Origin of the sequence: Natrinema longum, from assembly GCF_017352095.1 — an archaeon.
GTDB lineage: Archaea > Halobacteriota > Halobacteria > Halobacteriales > Natrialbaceae > Natrinema > Natrinema longum.
Map to the genome: position 1 here is coordinate 943482 of NZ_CP071463.1, position 16952 is coordinate 960433.

General features: G+C 64.9%; 19 protein-coding genes, 1 tRNA gene and 1 pseudogene. 8 read left to right on the top strand and 13 right to left on the bottom strand.

Annotated features, from left to right (window positions below):
- Window positions 1–4 precede the first annotated feature (4 nt).
- Window positions 5–910, bottom strand: a complete 906-nt coding sequence (locus tag J0X27_RS04730) for a putative RNA uridine N3 methyltransferase (protein WP_097378318.1) — start codon at window positions 908–910, stop codon at window positions 5–7.
- Between the two features lie 303 nt (window positions 911–1213).
- On the opposite strand from J0X27_RS04730, the gene J0X27_RS04735 reads away from it, so the two are divergent.
- Window positions 1214–1284: transfer RNA gene (locus tag J0X27_RS04735), tRNA-Gly, on the top strand.
- Between the two features lie 395 nt (window positions 1285–1679).
- Here J0X27_RS04735 and J0X27_RS04740 read toward each other — a convergent pair.
- Window positions 1680–2126: a DUF4112 domain-containing protein gene (locus J0X27_RS04740; RefSeq protein WP_207271271.1), complete on the bottom strand. Its 447-nt coding sequence runs from the start codon at window positions 2124–2126 to the stop codon at window positions 1680–1682.
- Window positions 2127–2546: 420 nt separating this feature from the next.
- On the opposite strand from J0X27_RS04740, the gene J0X27_RS04745 reads away from it, so the two are divergent.
- From J0X27_RS04745 to mch, 3 genes are all read left to right on the top strand, one after another.
- The gene (locus tag J0X27_RS04745; RefSeq protein WP_207271272.1) at window positions 2547–2900 is read left to right on the top strand and encodes a HalOD1 output domain-containing protein; all 354 of its coding nucleotides are present in this window, start codon (window positions 2547–2549) and stop codon (window positions 2898–2900) included.
- A 155-nt stretch (window positions 2901–3055) separates the two neighbouring features.
- Entirely contained in the window at window positions 3056–3370 is a 315-nt protein-coding gene (locus tag J0X27_RS04750) for an MTH1187 family thiamine-binding protein (RefSeq protein WP_207271273.1), read from the top strand.
- A 163-nt stretch (window positions 3371–3533) separates the two neighbouring features.
- Window positions 3534–4466 (top strand): methenyltetrahydromethanopterin cyclohydrolase, encoded by a 933-nt coding sequence (gene mch, locus J0X27_RS04755; protein WP_207271274.1) that lies wholly within the window; start codon window positions 3534–3536, stop codon window positions 4464–4466.
- A gap of 225 nt (window positions 4467–4691) precedes the next feature.
- Here mch and J0X27_RS04760 read toward each other — a convergent pair whose 3' ends face one another.
- The 5 genes from J0X27_RS04760 to J0X27_RS04780 all read right to left on the bottom strand — a co-directional run bounded on the left by J0X27_RS04760 (window position 4692) and on the right by J0X27_RS04780 (window position 10162).
- Window positions 4692–6029: a glutamate-5-semialdehyde dehydrogenase gene (locus J0X27_RS04760; protein WP_207271275.1), complete on the bottom strand. Its 1338-nt coding sequence runs from the start codon at window positions 6027–6029 to the stop codon at window positions 4692–4694.
- Complete coding sequence (gene proB, locus J0X27_RS04765; RefSeq protein ID WP_207271276.1) at window positions 6022–6855, bottom strand: glutamate 5-kinase; 834 nt, start codon at window positions 6853–6855, stop codon at window positions 6022–6024. Before proB ends, J0X27_RS04760 begins: the two co-directional genes overlap by 8 nt.
- Window positions 6848–7624, bottom strand: coding sequence for a pyrroline-5-carboxylate reductase (proC, locus tag J0X27_RS04770; protein WP_207271277.1), 777 nt, complete (start codon window positions 7622–7624; stop codon window positions 6848–6850). The genes proB and proC overlap by 8 nt, the downstream gene beginning before the upstream one ends.
- A gap of 63 nt (window positions 7625–7687) precedes the next feature.
- Window positions 7688–8383: a TMEM165/GDT1 family protein gene (locus tag J0X27_RS04775; RefSeq protein WP_207272033.1), complete on the bottom strand. Its 696-nt coding sequence runs from the start codon at window positions 8381–8383 to the stop codon at window positions 7688–7690.
- A 177-nt stretch (window positions 8384–8560) separates the two neighbouring features.
- On the bottom strand, window positions 8561–10162 hold the full coding sequence (locus J0X27_RS04780) for a GTPBP1 family GTP-binding protein (protein ID WP_207271278.1): 1602 nt from the start codon (window positions 10160–10162) through the stop codon (window positions 8561–8563).
- A gap of 195 nt (window positions 10163–10357) precedes the next feature.
- Here J0X27_RS04780 and J0X27_RS04785 point away from each other — a divergent pair, with 195 nt between their 5' ends.
- The 3 genes from J0X27_RS04785 (at window position 10358) to J0X27_RS04795 (ending at window position 11381) form a co-directional block, all read left to right on the top strand.
- Complete coding sequence (locus tag J0X27_RS04785) at window positions 10358–10537, top strand: hypothetical protein (RefSeq protein WP_207271279.1); 180 nt, start codon at window positions 10358–10360, stop codon at window positions 10535–10537.
- Window positions 10538–10564: 27 nt separating this feature from the next.
- A complete protein-coding gene (locus J0X27_RS04790; protein WP_207271280.1) occupies window positions 10565–10831 on the top strand; it encodes a hypothetical protein in 267 nt (88 codons plus the stop codon).
- A 145-nt stretch (window positions 10832–10976) separates the two neighbouring features.
- Window positions 10977–11381 carry a hypothetical protein gene (locus tag J0X27_RS04795; protein ID WP_207271281.1) on the top strand — a complete coding sequence of 135 codons (405 nt, stop codon included), beginning with the start codon at window positions 10977–10979 and terminating at the stop codon, window positions 11379–11381.
- A gap of 67 nt (window positions 11382–11448) precedes the next feature.
- Here the strand turns inward: J0X27_RS04795 and pyrF are convergent, their stop codons facing one another.
- The 6 genes and pseudogenes from pyrF to J0X27_RS04825 form a co-directional block, all read right to left on the bottom strand.
- Window positions 11449–12243, bottom strand: coding sequence for an orotidine-5'-phosphate decarboxylase (pyrF, locus tag J0X27_RS04800; RefSeq protein WP_207271282.1), 795 nt, complete (start codon window positions 12241–12243; stop codon window positions 11449–11451).
- 474 nt (window positions 12244–12717) lie between these two features.
- The gene (locus J0X27_RS04805) at window positions 12718–13143 is read right to left on the bottom strand and encodes a VOC family protein (RefSeq protein ID WP_207271283.1); all 426 of its coding nucleotides are present in this window, start codon (window positions 13141–13143) and stop codon (window positions 12718–12720) included.
- Window positions 13144–13222: 79 nt separating this feature from the next.
- Complete coding sequence (locus J0X27_RS04810) at window positions 13223–14167, bottom strand: ring-cleaving dioxygenase (protein WP_207271284.1); 945 nt, start codon at window positions 14165–14167, stop codon at window positions 13223–13225.
- Window positions 14168–14213: 46 nt separating this feature from the next.
- Window positions 14214–14686 (bottom strand): annotated as a pseudogene (locus J0X27_RS04815) (alpha/beta fold hydrolase); the annotation flags it as partial.
- A gap of 216 nt (window positions 14687–14902) precedes the next feature.
- On the bottom strand, window positions 14903–15190 hold the full coding sequence (locus J0X27_RS04820) for a MarR family transcriptional regulator (protein WP_207271285.1): 288 nt from the start codon (window positions 15188–15190) through the stop codon (window positions 14903–14905).
- A gap of 104 nt (window positions 15191–15294) precedes the next feature.
- Window positions 15295–15978, bottom strand: coding sequence for a haloacid dehalogenase type II (locus tag J0X27_RS04825; RefSeq protein ID WP_207271286.1), 684 nt, complete (start codon window positions 15976–15978; stop codon window positions 15295–15297).
- Between the two features lie 174 nt (window positions 15979–16152).
- Here J0X27_RS04825 and J0X27_RS04830 point away from each other — a divergent pair, with 174 nt between their 5' ends.
- Entirely contained in the window at window positions 16153–16854 is a 702-nt protein-coding gene (locus J0X27_RS04830) for an SDR family NAD(P)-dependent oxidoreductase (protein ID WP_207271287.1), read from the top strand.
- Window positions 16855–16952: the final 98 nt, after the last annotated feature.

Sequence of the window (16952 nt, forward strand, 5' to 3'; positions counted from 1 at the left end):
TCTATCACTCTCTCAGTGAGAGGGGAGCGAGGGTCGCGAACAGAGCCTCCTCCGTTCGCACGACCTCGCTTCCCTGATCCGGAACCGTGTTTAGCCAGAGGTCGAACCCCGGATCGGCGGTGGGTTCGACTCCGTTATCGGCTGCATCGTCCCGGTTGGACGACGGTTCGACTGCGCCGTCTTGTCCGGACGACGCGTCGATGGCCGATTCCTCGATTCCGAGGATAGCCGGCAGCCCTCTCTCGGGCGCGCCGAAGGCGACGGTCATCCCGTCGCGCTGGACGCGTCCGGCCAGCGTCTCGAGCCGCCCGACGGTGAGATGCTCACCGAATCGGGAGGCCGCGATACGAACGCCGGCGTCCTCACGGCCGAGTGCTGCCCGCAGGTCCGTCTGCTCGATCGAGAGCCCCGGAAGGGGAACGTCTTCGAGCTTCGCCCGGACCGGTCGTCGCGAAGAGATCCTGACGGTCACGCGCTCCCCCTCCTCGACCGCCATGTTCGGCGGTACGTTGAGGGAGATCGGGTGTTGCAGTCCGCAATTGACCCGGACGCGCCCTTCAGGTCCGACCTCGGTCACGATTCCTTGTCTTGACGACCCCGAACCGGTAGATTCGGAGCCGGTCTGTGACATGGCGCGGAGCGGCGGCAAGACGCCTGCGTACTCGAGTTCGTCCCGCATCCCCCAGGCCTCGTTGCGGAGGTATGGGGGCGTTGCGGCGTACCGCAACACGGTGGTGACGAACCCGCCGTCGAATCGCCCTGTTTCGCCGTCCCGATCGGGATAGACGATCAGGCGATCCGCCCGGAAGATCGTCGCCGCGCGGGCGACGTATCCGAGTTTGCGAGTGGCCTCGCGTTTGTCCTCGGCTTCCCGGCTGAGCGACGACGGCACGAGTACGCTGACAGTCATGCCGTGACGCTTCGGCGCCGCGTCACTAGACTGTAGCGATGTATTGCGGAGAGGGTCTTAAAAGAATAGCGGATTCGATTCCGGCTGTCAACCGCTCACACCCCCGAATTCGTGCCGAACGGACACACACTCGCATGTGACGACTAGTCACGATCGCGTGAGATAGTATCCGGACTATGTTGCTGGTTTTTCCCGGAAACTGTCGCCCTGGTTACTCGAGAATCGGCATGCTGCAGCATGGCGATGCCGGTCCGATTCGCAACCCTTATACATCCGTCCGGCAGTAGGTATGAGTGCAGCAGGGCGCTGGTAGTGTAGTGGTATCACGTGACCTTGCCATGGTCACAACCTGGGTTCAAATCCCAGCCAGCGCACTTCTACGGCGAACAATTCCGGCGAGTACCGCGTAGCGCGTACTCGCCATCCGTGAGCCGTGAAGTCGGTCTGGATTTGAACGAGAGAAGACGCAGCCAGAGAGCGAACGAAGTGAGCAAGCGGGACCCTCTTCGCGTTGTTCAAATCCCAGCCAGCGTATTTTCGCTGAACGACAACAACGACGAGCGAAGCGAGTCGTCTGTTCAGCGAAAATCGTTCTGGATTCGAATCAGACCGGGGTTCTGCGACCGAAGGGAGCAGGTTCTCTGGCGTGGTTCAAATCCCAGCCAGCGCATTTTCGCTGAAGACAAAATCGTTTCAGCGGGGACTATAGCTCGGGGATACGGTACGGCGTTCGTACTGCCGACCCAGTCGGCTCGAGCGAACCGACGGCTCAGTCGATCGTTACGGTTTCGGGTCCGCGTTCCGACTCGCCGCTCCCGTCGGCGAGGTCTTCGAGCGCCAGTCGCAGGTTCCACTTGTTCGCCTTCCAGACGGCGTCGAAGAGAACGCCCAGAAGGGGAACGGAGCCGACGACGGCGTCGACGCCGATGTTCGCCAGCATGCGGACCAGCGTCGACCGGGAAACGCCCATGCGGGCGGACTCGACGACGATGTACAGCGAGACGGCCGCCGCAGCGGCATCGCCGGCCCCCGGCAGGATCCCGACGAGGGGATCGAGTCCGATCTTGAACTCCGTTCCCGGGACGCGAACCCCCTCGTCGAGCGCGCGAGCGACGACGTGCATCCGCTTGATAGCCGCCTCGTCGACGCCGGCGGGGAGGTCGCCCTCGAGGGACTCGAGTTCCGAACGAACGGGAGCGGCTGAGTCGGTAGTCATACGTACCGATTGGCGGCGGACGTGAATAAGCCCCTTGGCAGCCCTGGCAAGGGGTCGACGGACCTTCGATCCGGATCGCCGGCCGGACCCCCTCGAGAAGCCGATTCCCGGTCACGGGAACCGAGAAGCCGATCCTCACTGCTGGGCAGGCCTCCCCGTTATCGTCTCGAATTCGACGAGTGAATCACTCATTGAGCGAACGAAAGACCGTTGTTGTCGTCGGCCCCCTCACGCGCGCCACTTCGCGAGCAGCGGGATGAGAGCAACGCGATGACCGTGACCGATCGATGGCCACAGTATGTATTAATCCACACTCATACCGAGTTTTACTTCACATACGATTACCATTGTCGCTTACGAGTGGCTTTTATACCCTGGATAACTACAGTCTAATACACGATTGAACGATCAGATATAGCAATGCAGACGGAAACTACACCCGCAGACGGCACGGACGACCTCCGGTACGACCAGCCAAACGACCGCTACGTCTTCCACCACGACAGTGACGGTACTGCGACGATCACCACCACGATCGTCCACGCGCTCGCCTCGATCGCGGAGACCGACGTTTCACAGGGGGAGTTTTCCCTGTACGATAGCGTCGATCCCGACGCGCTCGATCGCGTCTTCAGCCCGAAGGCGGACGGGACCGACCGTACGGGGGGCCACATCGCGTTTACCGCCCTGGAGCACGAGGTGTACGTCTACGCGAACGGTGACGTTATCATCTACCCGCCCGCGGAGACGCCTCGGACACCCACTACCAACTGAAGGGTCCGGTCGCCGGCGTCGAGTCAGCACTGATCGTTTTTGCCACGACCGTCACCGCCCACCGCGAGCGCCGTCCAGTTGTCCCCGCTCGAGGGGGTGATCGGGACGAGTCGTATGGAACGGATTTAGGATCCCGCCGAGCGTTATCGAACGGTATGACGGTAGTCGCGCTACTGAGCGTCGCACCGGTGATCGAGGACAGCATGGCCGGCGAGGTCGCGAAAGCGGTCGACGCCCTCGAGGGCTACGACGTCGGCTACGAGACGAACCCGATGGGGACGGTGATCGAAGCCGAGACGACGGACGAACTCTTCGCGGCCGCACAGGCGGCCCACGACGCCGTCGACGCCGACCGCGTGAGTACGGTCCTGAAGATCGACGACAAACGAACGCGGGACGTCGACGCAGCACGAAAGGTCGACGTCGTCGAAGAACACCTCGGTCGGCCGGCCCGAAGTCGCGAGGAGTGACGAGTATCCGATCTGCTGTAAGTCGTTGACGGTGTACCCGCAAGCCGGCGCACGGGTCACCGGGAAAGCGGTACTGGAGACGGGATGCGGCGATGGCTCCCGTCAGACAGCGGTCAGACACGAACGGACAAACGGTTTTACGACGGGGGGTGAATCACGGCCCATGGAAAGTCTCAATCGGATGGCGATCGAGCTGGTCGACGAGGCCCTCGATTACGCCGAGGAACTGAACATCGGCGGCTACGACCTCGAAAACGACGCGACGGTACTGGATTTCGGCCTCGAGTTCGACGGCGGTATCGAGGCCGGACTCCTGTTGACCGAGATCCAGACGGCTGGGATGGCGACGCCGAGCTACGAGCTCGGCGAGTTGGGCGATGCGTCCCTCCCGTACGTCGAACTCTCGACCGACCAGCCCGCGCTCTCGCTGCTGTGTTCCCAGAAGGCGGGCTGGGAGCTGACGACCGCAGACTTCGAGGGCCTGGGAAGCGGTCCCGCTCGAGCGCTGGTGGCCAAAGAAGAGGAGTTCCGGCGCGTCGGCTACACCGACGCTTTCGATCTGACCGCGTTGGCCGTCGAGACGGACGAGGAACCGACCGAATCCGCGGCCGAGCAGGTCGCCGAACTGGCGGAGGTCGAGACGAGCAGCGTCTTCCTGCTCGCCTACCGGACCGCGAGCCTCGCCGGTAGTATCACGAACGCCGCTCGAACCGCCGAGCTCGCGACGTTCCGGCTCGCCGAGTTGGGGTACGATCCTCTCGACATCGTCTCGGCGACCGGTCGCGCACCGGTCGCACCCGTTGCGGGCGACGAGCGGACGGCCATCGCGCGGACGAACGACGCGATCGCCTACGGCGGGCGCGCACACCTCACCGTCCGGGAGGACGCCGATCTCTTCGACTCGGTGCCGTCGACCGCCGCCGAGGATCACGGCCGGCCGTTCGGTGCGGTCTTCGACGATCTCGACTGGGATTTCGGGGAAGTTCCCTCGGACCTCTTCGCGCCCGCAGCGGTGACGATCGACGTGATCGGCGGTCCGACCTACGTCCACGGCGAGACTGACGAGGAGTTGCTCGTCGACTCCTTCGACCTGTAGGCGTGCAGTTCAAGCCGGTTCCGGAACCGGATCTACGGAGCCGAGGCAGCGCTTCGCGTTCTCGAGAGCGACACCGGCACGCTGACTGTCGGGGCGCTCCGGGACGACCGGTCGAACGGTGGGCCGTGCTGCTGGGGCTCGTCGAGCGAGTGGGCGACGGCTACCGGAGTTGCACTCACGCGCGGGTAGAAAAACCGCTCGCTGTACAGCGTGGCTCTCGAGGCGCTACTGGTCCGAGAGCCGGCCGGGCGACCACTCGGCGTCGAACGCCTCGTGAGTGAACGGTTTGGCGTCCTCGCCGGCGTAGGTGGCGACGAGCTGGCCGTCACCCTCCAGGTGGTACTTGTAGGTGGTCAGCCCCTCGAGGCCCACGGGGCCGCGGGCGTGGATCTTGCCCGTACTGATCCCGACCTCGGCACCGAGGCCGAATCGGTAGCCGTCGGCAAAGCGGGTCGAGGCGTTGTGGAAGACGCTCGCCGAGTCGAGGCTGCGCATGAACGTGCTCGCGCGGTCGGCGTCCTCGGTGACGATCGACTCCGTGTGTTTCGAGCCGTGGGTCGTGACGTGATCGATCGCGGTCTCGAGCGAGTCGACGACCCGGATCGAGACGATCAGATCGCCGTACTCGGTGTCCCAGTCCGCGTCGGTCGCGGTCTCGACGTCGGCGATCTCGCGAGTGGCCTCGTCACCGCGGATTTCGACGTCGGCGCTCTCGTAGCGGTCGGCGATCGCGGGCAGGAACTCCTCGGCGACGCCCTCGTGGACCAGCAGCGTCTCGACGGCGTTACAGACCGCGGGATACTGCACCTTGGCGTCGAAGGCGATGTCTTCGGCCATCGAGAGGTCGGCCTCGGCGTCGACGTAGACGTGACAGATCCCCTCCGTGTGGCCCAGAACGGGGATGCTCGTATTGTCCTGAATATAGCTGACGAACTCGGAGCTGCCCCGTGGCATGAGGAGGTCGATAGCGTCGTCCATCTCGAGCAGGGCGTCGACGTCCTCGCGGGCCTCGATGTGTTGGGCCCAGCCGTCGGGGATCCCGGCGTCGGCCGCGGCCTCCTCGATGATCTCGAAGAGGATTCGGTTCGAATGCAGCGCCTCGCTGCCGCCCTTGAGGATGACCGCGTTCCCCGACTTCAGGCCGAGTGCGGCGATCTGGACGAGCGCGTCGGGCCGGGACTCGAAGACCGTTCCGACGACGCCGATCGGGACGGCGACCTTGTACAGTTCGAGGTCCTCGTCGAGCTCTCTGGCCGAGAGCGTCTTTCCGAGCGGGTCCGTCTGCTCGGCGACGCTGCGGACCATCTCCGCGATGCTCTCGATCTTCGACTCGGAGAGCTTCAGCCGGTCGACCAGCGCCTGCGTGTACTCGCCGTCCTCGAGCAGTCGTTCGCCCTCGGCGACATCCGTCTCGTTTTCGGCGAGGATCTCGTCGGTGCGGGCTTCGATCGCGTCGGCGATCTCGTGAAGCGCCTCGCTCCGCTCCTCGTCGGAGCGTTTCGCGAGCTCGAGGGCCGCGGTCTGTGCCTCGTCGACGTCGCGTTCGATGTCGGTCTCAGTCATCGCTCACACCGTTGATGGGGACGAATATGGTCCCCACGGGTTTGGCAGTAGCGATCTTCGCGAGCACGTCGGGCTCGGTCGACTTCGCGATGACGGCCGGAACCCCGTGTTCGCTGACGTCGCGTGCCCCCTCGACTTTCGTCTGGATACCACCGAACCCGTCGGTCGTACTCTCGGAGATGATGTCCTGAACCGTATCGTAGTTGCGGCCGACGGCCTCGATGCGCTCGGCGTCGGGATCCTCCTTCGGGTTCCCGGTGTAGACGCCGCCGACGTCGGTCAGCGTGACCAGCAGGTCCGCGTCGACGCCCATCGTCGCCGCCGCCGAGAGCATGTCGTTGTCACCGATCCTGAGCTCCTCGGTCGCGACGGCGTCGTTCTCGTTGATGATCGGGACGACGCCCCAGTCCAACAACGTCTCGACGGTGTTTCGGAAGTTCGTGAATCGCTCGGGGTTCTCGAGGTCGTGCTGGGTCAGGAGGAGCTGGGCCACTTTCCGATCGTATCGCGCGAAACTCTCGGTATAGCGGTGCATGAGGGTACTCTGACCGACCGTCGAGAGGGCCTGGGTCTCCTCGAGGGTCTCGCTACCCTGTGCGATCCGCCCCAGCCCGGCTCCGACTGCGCCCGACGAAACGAGGATCACCTGCTTGCCCCGCGAGAGGAGGTCCTCGATGTCGTCGACGAGTTTGTCGAGTTTCTCGTCGTCCAGGTTGGAGTCCGCGTCGGTGAGGGAGTTCGTCCCCGCCTTGACGATCACGCGATCGGCGTCGGCCGCCAGCCGTCGTGCCTCTGCGACGGCCGCCTCCTCGAGCCCCTTACTCATCGTTGAATTCGGCCGCGATCTCCGCGGAGCGTTCTTCGGCCGCCGTTACCGCCTCGACGACGTCCGCCTTGGCCTCGCTGTCCCAGAGGACTTCCATCCCTTCGATGGTCGTCCCGTTGGGGGAACAGACGGCGTCGATCAGGTCGTCGACGCTCCGCTCCGAGCGGAGGACGGTCTCGGCCGCCCCTTTGAACGTCTGTGCGGCCAGCGTCTCGGCGTCGTCGGCCTCGAGACCGCCATCGACGCCCGCTTCGGCCATCGCCTGGATGAGATAGAAGACGAAGGCGGGGCCGCTCCCGTTGACCGCGGTCGCGATGTCCATCTGATTCTCGTCGATCTCTGCGAACTCGCCGACATCGTCGAGCAGTTCGAGTACTTCGTCGGGAACGTCGTCACCGGCCACCGCCGCCGCCATATCGCCCGTCTCGGCCGCGAGGTTCGGCATGATTCGGACGACGTTCGCGTCGGTCCGCGCTTCGACGTAGTCCGTCGAGACGCCCGCAGCGATGGTCAGCAGTGTCTGCTCGGGCGAGAGATCGAGATCGTCCAACACCGCGCCGACGATGTCCGGTTTCACCGCGACGACCACCACGTCGGCGTCGGCCGCCTCCGAGACGTCCGCCGTCGTCCGGTCGACGTAGTCAGCGACCGACTCGAGTGCGTCGGGATCGAGATCACACGCGATCACCGTGTGGTTCCCGGCCCGCCAGAGGCCCTTGATCAGGGCGCTCCCCATGTTGCCACAACCGATAACGCTCGTCTGTACCATCTTGTCTAGGGTGAGGAACCGAGGGAGACATACCAACTTTGGTTTCGATCCCCGCAGTCACACTTAGCGGAGTCCGAGAAGCACCGAGGAGATCGCCTCGATGATCGTCTCCCAGACCGAGATCCCCGTCAGGATCTGCAACACGGTATCGAGCCCGAAAAAGAGGAAGAGCCCCGCGCCGGCGAGGTGGGCCAGTCTGGCGTCGAAGCGGTGGGAAAACCGATCGAAGAAGTAGGCATTGGCCGCGCTCACGGGCACGATCGCGAGCATCTCGCCGGCCCAGATCGCGGGGTGAGCCCCGTACTGCACCGCGAGCCCGATCGTGACGAGCTGTGTCTTGTCACCGAACTCCCCGACAGCCATCAGGGCGAAGATCGGGACGAACCCGCGGAGGTACGGCGGCACGTCGTAACCGAAGATCGAAATATCGATCGCGTCGGCCGTCGCCGCGCCGCCGTTTGCCACCGCCGGTTGCGCGCTCGTCTCGGGGGCCGACCTGACGAGCAACGCCGCAAAGAGCAAGAACAACCCCGCCGTGACCGCGTCGAGGTAGACGGGCGGTAACACGCCCTGGATCGCCGCCCCGAAGAGGATCTCGAGGACCGTCCAGCCGGCGAAGGCACTCGCCGCGGCGGCGACCACGATCCGAGGATCGTATCGTGTCGCCAGCGCCGCGATGATGAACTGCACCTTCTCGCCGGGGAGCACCGACAGCTGCAGGACGAACGCGGCGACGAGGATCTCGAGCCAGCCGGTCATGCGAGTCGCAACCACTGCGGGCGCTCGACGACGACACCAGTCACGTCGTGGTTTAGCTCCGTCTAATTAATATGTTTTGCGGACGAAAGGGCTTGAAACCTGCTCGATCCGAACGCTGACCGAGTAAACCCCGGTCATTCGGCCGCTCGAGGCGATGAATGGAACCCGAACGCCCGGTCACTCCATCGGCGAGACGTCGGTCACCGTCCCGACGCCCTTGCTGCGACCCTCTCGGAAAACGAACTTCTGACCCTCCTCGACGAGATACGGTCGGAACTTGAACTCGACGGTGGTCTTGCCAGTATCGCCCGGCAGCAGGCGGCCGTTCTCGGGATAGAAGGCGGCGGCCTCGCCGATCGTCTCGAGGTGGACGACGGGTTCGTACCCCTCACCGATTCGGGTGGGATGGTTGAGCACCATGACTTCGGCCTCGAACTCCCGGACCGGATCGGGGTCGGCGTCTCGAGGCAGCAAGACCATGCCGCGCTCGATCGCGCTCTCTTTGATGCCTTTGAGTGCGATGCCGACGATCCGGCCCGCCTGGGCCTGGTCGACCCGGTGGTAGTGCATCTCGATCGACCGGACCTCGACCTCCTGGAAGCGGCCGTCGGCCATCGGCCCGATCAGGAGTTCGTCCCCGGCCTCGACCTCGCCGGCCATCACCGTTCCCGAGGCGACCGCGCCGACGCCCGTGACCGAGTAGCTGCGGTCGACGTACATTCGGAACTCGCCGGTATCCTGGGAGGTCTTGGGGAGCCGGTCGAACAGTTCGTCGAGCGTCTCGAGGCCGTCCATGGTGATCGCGCTGGTTTCGACGATCGGGACGACCCGCTCGCTGACCTCCTCGACGGCGGCATCGATGCCGTGGCGAGCGACCCGCAGCGGCGACTTGTCGACCTCACGGAGGAGCCCTTCGACCTCGCGTTCGACTTCCTCGATGCGCTCCTCGTCGACCGTGTCCGTCTTCGTGATCGCGACGATCGTCGGGAGGTCGGTCGCGAGCAACACGCCGAGGTGCTCTCGAGTCGTTCGCGTCGGCCCGTCGTCGGCGGCGACGACCAGCAGGCCGTAGTCGAGTTTCTGCCCGACGAGCCCGCGAATCGTCGTTCGGAGCCACGGCTCGTGGCCCACGGTGTCGACGAACGAAACGAGCCGATCGGCTTCCTGTACGACTTCCGCGCGGTCGGCCTTACGATTCGGGTTCCGGACCCGGACCGGCCCCTCGTCGTCGAAGCCGTAGACGGCGTAGGACAGATCGGCGGAGAGGCCCCGTTCGACCTCGTGGGGCTGGACATCGAGGAACGCGCGGGTCGCGCCGTCCCCGTCGTCGGGCTTGCCCGTGACGAGCGATCCCACGAGGGTACTCTTCCCGTGGTCGACGTGGCCCGCGGTTCCGACGACGACGTGTTCGTCGTCCGTCTCGAGGACACCTCCCTCCCGGACCTGTGCGACGCCGACCAGCCCGTCGTTGATGCCCCAGGTCTGGACGTCTTCGATGTGGGCGTCGGCCTCCTCCGCGAGGAGCGAAAGGACGTCCATCGTCTCGGAGAACGTGTCGGGATCGACCCCGGCCAGGCCGCCGTCGTCGGTGACGCCGACGACGTAGGTCGCCTCGCCGTCGCCCGAAAGGAGGCGGTGTCGCAGTTGCGCGGCCAGGCTCTCCCGTCGCCCACCCTCGAGGTGGACGTCTCGTGACAGTCGTTCCTTGAACTCGATGTTACCACCGTCCTGTTCGCCACGGTCCAGGGCCCGCTCGAGGAGGGCCCGGTCACGGCTCATATCCCCTGGTAGTCGGGCACACGGCAAAAGGCTTCTCGTGGATTGCCACTGTTTGCCACACTACGGCTATCGAATCGGACGGCGACGCCGTCAGCCGCGCCAGCCAGACGTCCCTGATGTCGCTGCTTCGACGGCGACAAACGGTTCGAGCGTGCCAGGCTCGCTTTCAAGCCCCTCGAGTTCGTACCGTCCCCTATGAGCGTCAGCGGTCTCTGTCAGATCTGCGAGTCCCGTCCCGCAGCGAACCGATGTCCCAACTGCGGCACGCTCGCGTGCGAGGTCCACTTCGACGAGAGCCTGCGCCTCTGTGCCGACTGTGCCTCGCAAGCCCAGCCGGGACCCGGAAACGACGACGTCGAGATCAACCGGTTCTGATCCGGCACGACGAACCGAGTCCGCTACATGACCTCGATACGTGACCGGTTCCGGGAAGCGCTCGGCGTCGGGGAGACGTATCGCCTCCGACTCGAGGAGCGCGACGGACGGCTCGTCGCCGCCCATCCGAACGACTCGAGTCCGCTGGATATCGCCGTCGTCGAGGGGCTCGAGCGGCTCGAGGAGCGGCCACCGACGGAGCCGGTGACGGTCGAGATCGTCGGTCGAGTGGTCGACGGTCGGGTGGTCGGGCGAGTGGTCAGTGCGGAACGTGAGCACGGGTCGCCCTCGTAACCGAGACCGCGCCTATCGCGGCTCTGACTCGTAGACGGGCGGACGAACGGACGCGTAATGTCCTGTTCTACTCGGCGAATTCGTGCCGAAACGGCGATTACGGACAGACAGTCAACTTTTTGTTCTGTATTCTTCAGTGATGACTATGCCCTTCAGCCGTCGTCGATTCGCTCTTGCCAGCGCCGTCTCTTTGCTCGGAACCGCCGGCTGTAGCGGTTCCGTGGATGCCGATTCGCTCCAGGAAGTACATCTGGTGTTGTCGAATCGGACAGACGAGTCGCAAACGTTTCACTTCGCGCTGGAAGCGGACGACGGTCTCGGCCAGTGGCACGATTTCGAGCTCGCTGCCGCTGGGTACCGCGAAGTCGTTATCGAACCGGAATCAGAGCGTGAGTGGACGGGATTTCACGCCGTCGCAGGCGACAACCAGGTATCCGGAACGCTACTGGGACAGGGAGACGAGCAGACCTGCCTCCAACTCAACTACCGGATCACGGAAGACGAGATCCACGCAACGATGTCGACGAACCAGTCGCTCTGTGAATCGTGATCGGTGCACTTTCGAGTACCGAGAGCGTTCTCGTCGAACCCGGCAACTCGAGGTGCCGTCGAAGCCGCTACCGATACTGATTCAGCCGCTCTTTGAGCCGCTTTGCGGCCTGGCCGCTAGCGCTGGCGAACTCCTCGCTATCTTCGCCCGCGAAGATGATTCCTCGCGAGGAGTTGACCAGTCCGACGCCGTCGGCCAGGCCGTACTCGACGGCCGCCTCGGCGTCGCCCCCCTGCGCGCCGATGCCGGGAACGAGGAAGGGGAGGTCCGGCACCTGCTCGCGCACTTCCGCGAGCTCTTCGGGCTGGGTCGCGCCGACGACGAGCCCGACGTTGTCGTTCTCGTTCCAGAGATCCGCCAGCGCCGCGACGCGCTCGTAGACGGGTTCGCCCGTCTCGAGTTCGAGGTCCTGGATGTCGGCCCCGCCCGGGTTCGAGGTCCGGCAGAGAACGAAGACGCCCGACTCTTCGTCGGCCAGAAACGGCTGCAGGGAGTCCCGTCCCATGTAGGGATTGACGGTGATCGCGTCGACCGTCTCGAGCAGCTGTGCGTACTGTCTGGTCGTGTTGCCGATGTCGGCGCGTTTGGCGTCCAGCAGGACGGGGACGTCTTTGCCGTGGGCGTAGGCGACGGTTTCCTCGAGGGCGGCCCAGCCGTCGGGATCCTCGTAGAAGGCCGCGTTCGGCTTGAAGACGGCGGCGTGTTCGTGGGTCGCGTCGATGATGCGGCGGTTGAACGCCCACCGGGGAAGGTCGCGTGATTGCAGGTGGTCGGGAATCCGCGACGGATCTGGATCGAGGCCAACCGAGACGACGCTGTCGACCGTTCGGATGCGGTCGTGCAAGCGATCGAAGAAGTTCATGCCGGAAGTGACCTCCCGACGGTCGAAAAGGTTGCTATACCGCCTGACGAGACGGCTCGACGATGGAGCGACCGTCTCACCGATCAGCGCTCGTGAGTGTTGTGAACAGTGGCCGTTCCAAATCCTTTAGACAGCAGCTACTTCCTTCGTATCGTGATCGACTACCGTATGGGAATTCGACAGAACGCGGTGTCGCTCTCACGCCGACTCCGTGAACTGGTCCGGTCGACGCACCGCGGCCCCGGAAACGAACGGAGAAACGGAACGGACTCCGACGACGAGACGGAAACCACGGTCGAGTCGCAGGGCAATCTGTTTCACTGCGCTCGGTGCAGTGCCGTCTATATCGCCACCGAAAAGCACGTCTGCCCCCAGTGTGAGATGGAAGTCGACCAGGTTCGGTCCACCCTGGCCTGTAACGATCGATAACCACCTACTCTCGACCGTCGATACCGCCGTCTTCGAAACCGCCGTCTACTGGGACGGCTCGAGGACTTCGATCAGGTTCCCTTCGGGATCGCGCAGGAACATGATCGTCGTCCCGCTTTCCGTCGTCCGGGGGCCGCTGATCGTCGGAACGTCTGCGGGGAGGGCATCGGCGAACGCCTCGAGATCGTCGACCGAGAGGCCGACGTGCGTTGCGCCCGGTTGATTGAGCCCCGCCGCCGGGGAGCCCCGCGCCTCGGGCTCGTATTCGACGAGTTCGATCCGGGTTCCGTCAGCCTCGAGATGGGCGAAGTCGGCGCTTGCACCCTCGACACCGACGGCGTCGGAAAACGCCTCGCCGCCGACGCCGAACCGATCGGCGACCGGGAGTCCGAGGACGTCCCGGTAGAACGCGAGCGTCTCCTCGAGGTCCGAGACGGTGATACCGACGTGATGGGCACTGAGATCTGCCATTGTCGGGTGGTACGAGCGCGCGTGAAAAACGCTTCCGTCTGCCGGTCGGTCGTCCGAACAGGTCGATGTCGGGGTCATCTCACTCGTCGTCGGCGAGTTCCGCCGCCGACAGCTCCGGCAGTCCCGCTTCGATCTCGTCGCGTCGGGCTTCCAGCCACTCGGGGAGGACGAGTCGCTCGCCGAGGGCCTCGCGGTCCTCGTCGACCGTATACCCCGGCTCCGCGGTGGCGAATTCGAAGAGAACGCCGCCGTGTTCGCGGACGTAGACGGATTCGAACCACTTCCGGTCGATGATTTCGGTCGGCCGGAGCCCCTGTCCGGACAGGACGTCACGCCACTCGGGCTGGTCCTCCGCAGTCGTCCGGAACGCCACGTGATGGACGGTCCCGGCACCGGGCTGGCCCCGGGGTGCCTGGGGCTCTTCGAGGATATCGACGACGTATCCGAGATCACCGCTGCTCTCGTATCGGCGGCGGCTGCCGTCCGCGCCGGTTTCGCTGTACCCCATCGTCTGCAGGACTTCCTGGGTCGGCCCGGCCGTCGCCAGCGACAGCGTCACGCCGAAGAAGCCCCGAATCGCGTGCTCGTCGGGAACCGGCCCCTTGGGCGGATCACCGGCAGGTGCGTCGGCTCGAGCGACGAGTTCGAGCGGGAGGCCATCCGGATCCTCGACGGAAACGACGGTGTCGCCGAACCGGTCGTATGCTTCGGCGTCGATGCCGGCTGCTGCCAGCCGCTCCGTCCAGAACTCGACTGCCCGCTCGGGAATCAGGAAGGCGACCGCACTGGCCTGACCGGTGCCGACTCGCCCCTGTCGGGCGTCGGGATAGGGAAAGAACGTCATGCTCGTTCCGGGGCTCCCACCGTGGTCGCCGTAGAACAGGTGGTAGACCGAGACGTCGTCCTGATTCACGCTTCGTTTCACCAGCCGGAGTCCGAGCGTCTCGGTGTAGAACTCGAGGTTGCGGCGGGGATCGCTGCCGATGGCAGTTACGTGGTGAATGCCGGGAATGTCCGCGGGCATACGAGACTGTACGCGGTTCGAGTGGAATAATCCCGTGGCTGGCCGGGGTATCCCGGAAGAGCCCCTCGAACAACTCCTGTAAGTCGTCGGAGCTCATCCCCTCGATCGTCGAGGGGAGGCCGAGGTCGACGATCGTCTGGATCGGCCACGAGTCGTAACAGACCGCGTTCGAGAGGACGAGATCGTCGACCGCGTCGGGGTTGTGAGCGGCGTACCGCAGCCCCACGCCACCGCCGAGATCGTGTCCCACGAACGTGATCGTCTCGAGACCCAGTTCCTCGAGCAGACCGTCGATCGTGGCCTCCTGTGCCCGGATCGAACGGTCGAAGCCTCGTGCATCGCCGCGTTCCCGTAGCCGATCATGTCCGGCGCGATGACTCTGTACTCGTCCGACAGCGGCGGTGCGACCTCGTGCCAGAGGAACGACGACGTCGGAATGCCGTGGCAGAACACCACCGGCTCGCCGTCGCCGTCGTGGTTGTAGGCCGCCTCGAGGTCGTGGTCGTCGACGGTAACGATCGTCGTCTCCTGAACTTCGGATCAGGGGTCGTACTCCATGCCGTGTCGCGCTGCCACGCCGGTGGCATTAGTGATCGGCGTCCGTCGGAATGCGGGCGGGTTCGTGTCGCCGAGTGCCGTTGCTCGAGGGACCCACAACGTCGTTGGGAGAGGTCGGATCGCCGAAAGCGGTTCGGGGCCGTCGTCCACGGGGCGGGAGCGGGTCGCTCGAGTCGATCACGACTGCAGTTCCTGTCTCGCGTCCGCGAAGCGATCGGTGTTGAGGGAGTAGACGTGTTGTCTGGCGTCCGAAAAGGAGATCTGCGAGTCCACGAGGTCGTGGTCCTCGAGTTTGTTCATCGCGTAGCGAACCGTTCGAGTCGGGAGCAACGTTTCCTCGGCGAGTTGGGATTGCGTCAGCGATCCCTCGTGTGCGAGGACGGTCAACACGAGTTTGGCGCTCGGCGGAACGTCATCGACGGCAGCCGGCGCGGTTGTCGACGTGAGGACGACCTGTTCAGTCATGTACCGGCCGTTCGCCGCGGACCGTCTTCAATGGACCTCGGCAGTGCATCGGGTTTGCACAGCCGTTGCCCGAGCGGCCGGGGGATCGAGCAGGGTAGCGGGGTTCACACCCCGAGCGCGTCGGCCAACTCGTGGAACGATTCGACGGCCAGATCCGGCCGACCGGCGACCGATTCCCACGGTCGTCCCTTTCGATCGGCCCACACACCCTGCATACCGGCGTGTGTGGCACCCATGACGTCGTACCAGATGGCGGTGACGTGGACCATCTCGTCGATCGGCGTTCCGGTCCTCGCGGCCGCGTGACGATAGAGTTCGGCGGCGGGTTTGAACGTCGCTATCTCGTCAGCGCTGATCGTGTCCGCGAGGAGATCGTCGATGTCGGCGTGGTCGATCATCGACGACAGCATGTCTGGGTCGCCGTTCGAGACGACATAACAGTCGTAGCCACCGTCCCGAAGCCGCTCGATTCCGTCTCGCACGTCGTCGAAGACCTCGAGTTCGTGGTAGACAGCCAGAATCTCGTCGCGTTCGTCTTCGGTGATGTCGACGCCGAACACGTCCAGCGCGTACTGGAGCGCGTCGCGGTTCATCTCGTAGAACGGCTGGTAGGCGTCGAGATAGTTCGCGACGAGCGTGTACTCGAGCGACCGGTAACGCCAGAGAGTCGATACCGGCTCGGGGTCGTCGACGCGATCGGCCAATGCCTGCGTGGCCGCATCGACGTCGACGATGGTGCTGTAAGAGTCGAACGTGATCGTCGTGACGCGGTCAGGATCGAACGACATTCGACCGAACCGTCGGTGCGAGCGCGGATAGCTCTCGGGTGATCGTCTCGACTCGTGCCGTGTTAATACAAACGTCACCCGCCTTCCGTCGCCGGTTCGCACAGCGAAGCGGTCCGTGTGCTATCGATCGCCTCCACGAACACGGTTTTGTATCGTGCCACCGTGGGCCACGACATGACAGGGACGGCCGTCATCGCCGGCGTGGGTCCGGGACTCGGAGCATCGATCGCCAGGAAATTCGTCGCCGAAGGCTGTCGCGTGGGACTGTTCGCCCGCTCGGCGGACTTCCTCGAGGAGTTGGCGGCCGACCTCGGCGACGACGCACTGGCCGTTCCGACGGACATCACGGATCCCGACGCGGTCGAGGCGGGGTTTCGAGCGGTTCGGGACGCCTTCGGCCCCGTCGATATCCTCGTCAATCACGCGAGCGGCGGGTCCTGGAAGGGGATCCGGGACATTTCGCCGGCGGAGTTCGAACGGGCGTGGCGCGTCTCGGCACGGGGCGGTCTGTTGTGTTCACAGCGGGCCGTCGACGACATGCTCGCCGAGGGCGGTGGCACGATCGTGTTCACCGGAGCGACCTCCGCGGTTCGGGGTCGCGGCGGCGCGGTCGGATTCAGTGCCGCCAAGTTCGCCGTCCGTGGACTGGCCGAGTCGATGGCTCGAGAACTCGGCCCCGAGGGGATCCACGTCGCCCACGTGGTGATCGACGGGCAGATCGAACCGCCACGGGTTCGTAACTCACAGCCCGACCGCGACGAGGAGGAGTCTCTCGATCCGGACGCGATCGCCGACTCCTACTGGCACCTCGTCACGCAGGATCGATCGGCCTGGACGCTCGAACTCGACGTCAGGCCACACGTCGAGGAGTTCTGATCGGTCCGAACCGTCTCGCCGGAGCCGACGCGGACGCTCGAGCGAGCGCGATCGTTCCCCCGGACGAGCGTTTATTTTCTGCGAGAGTAAAAGATCAG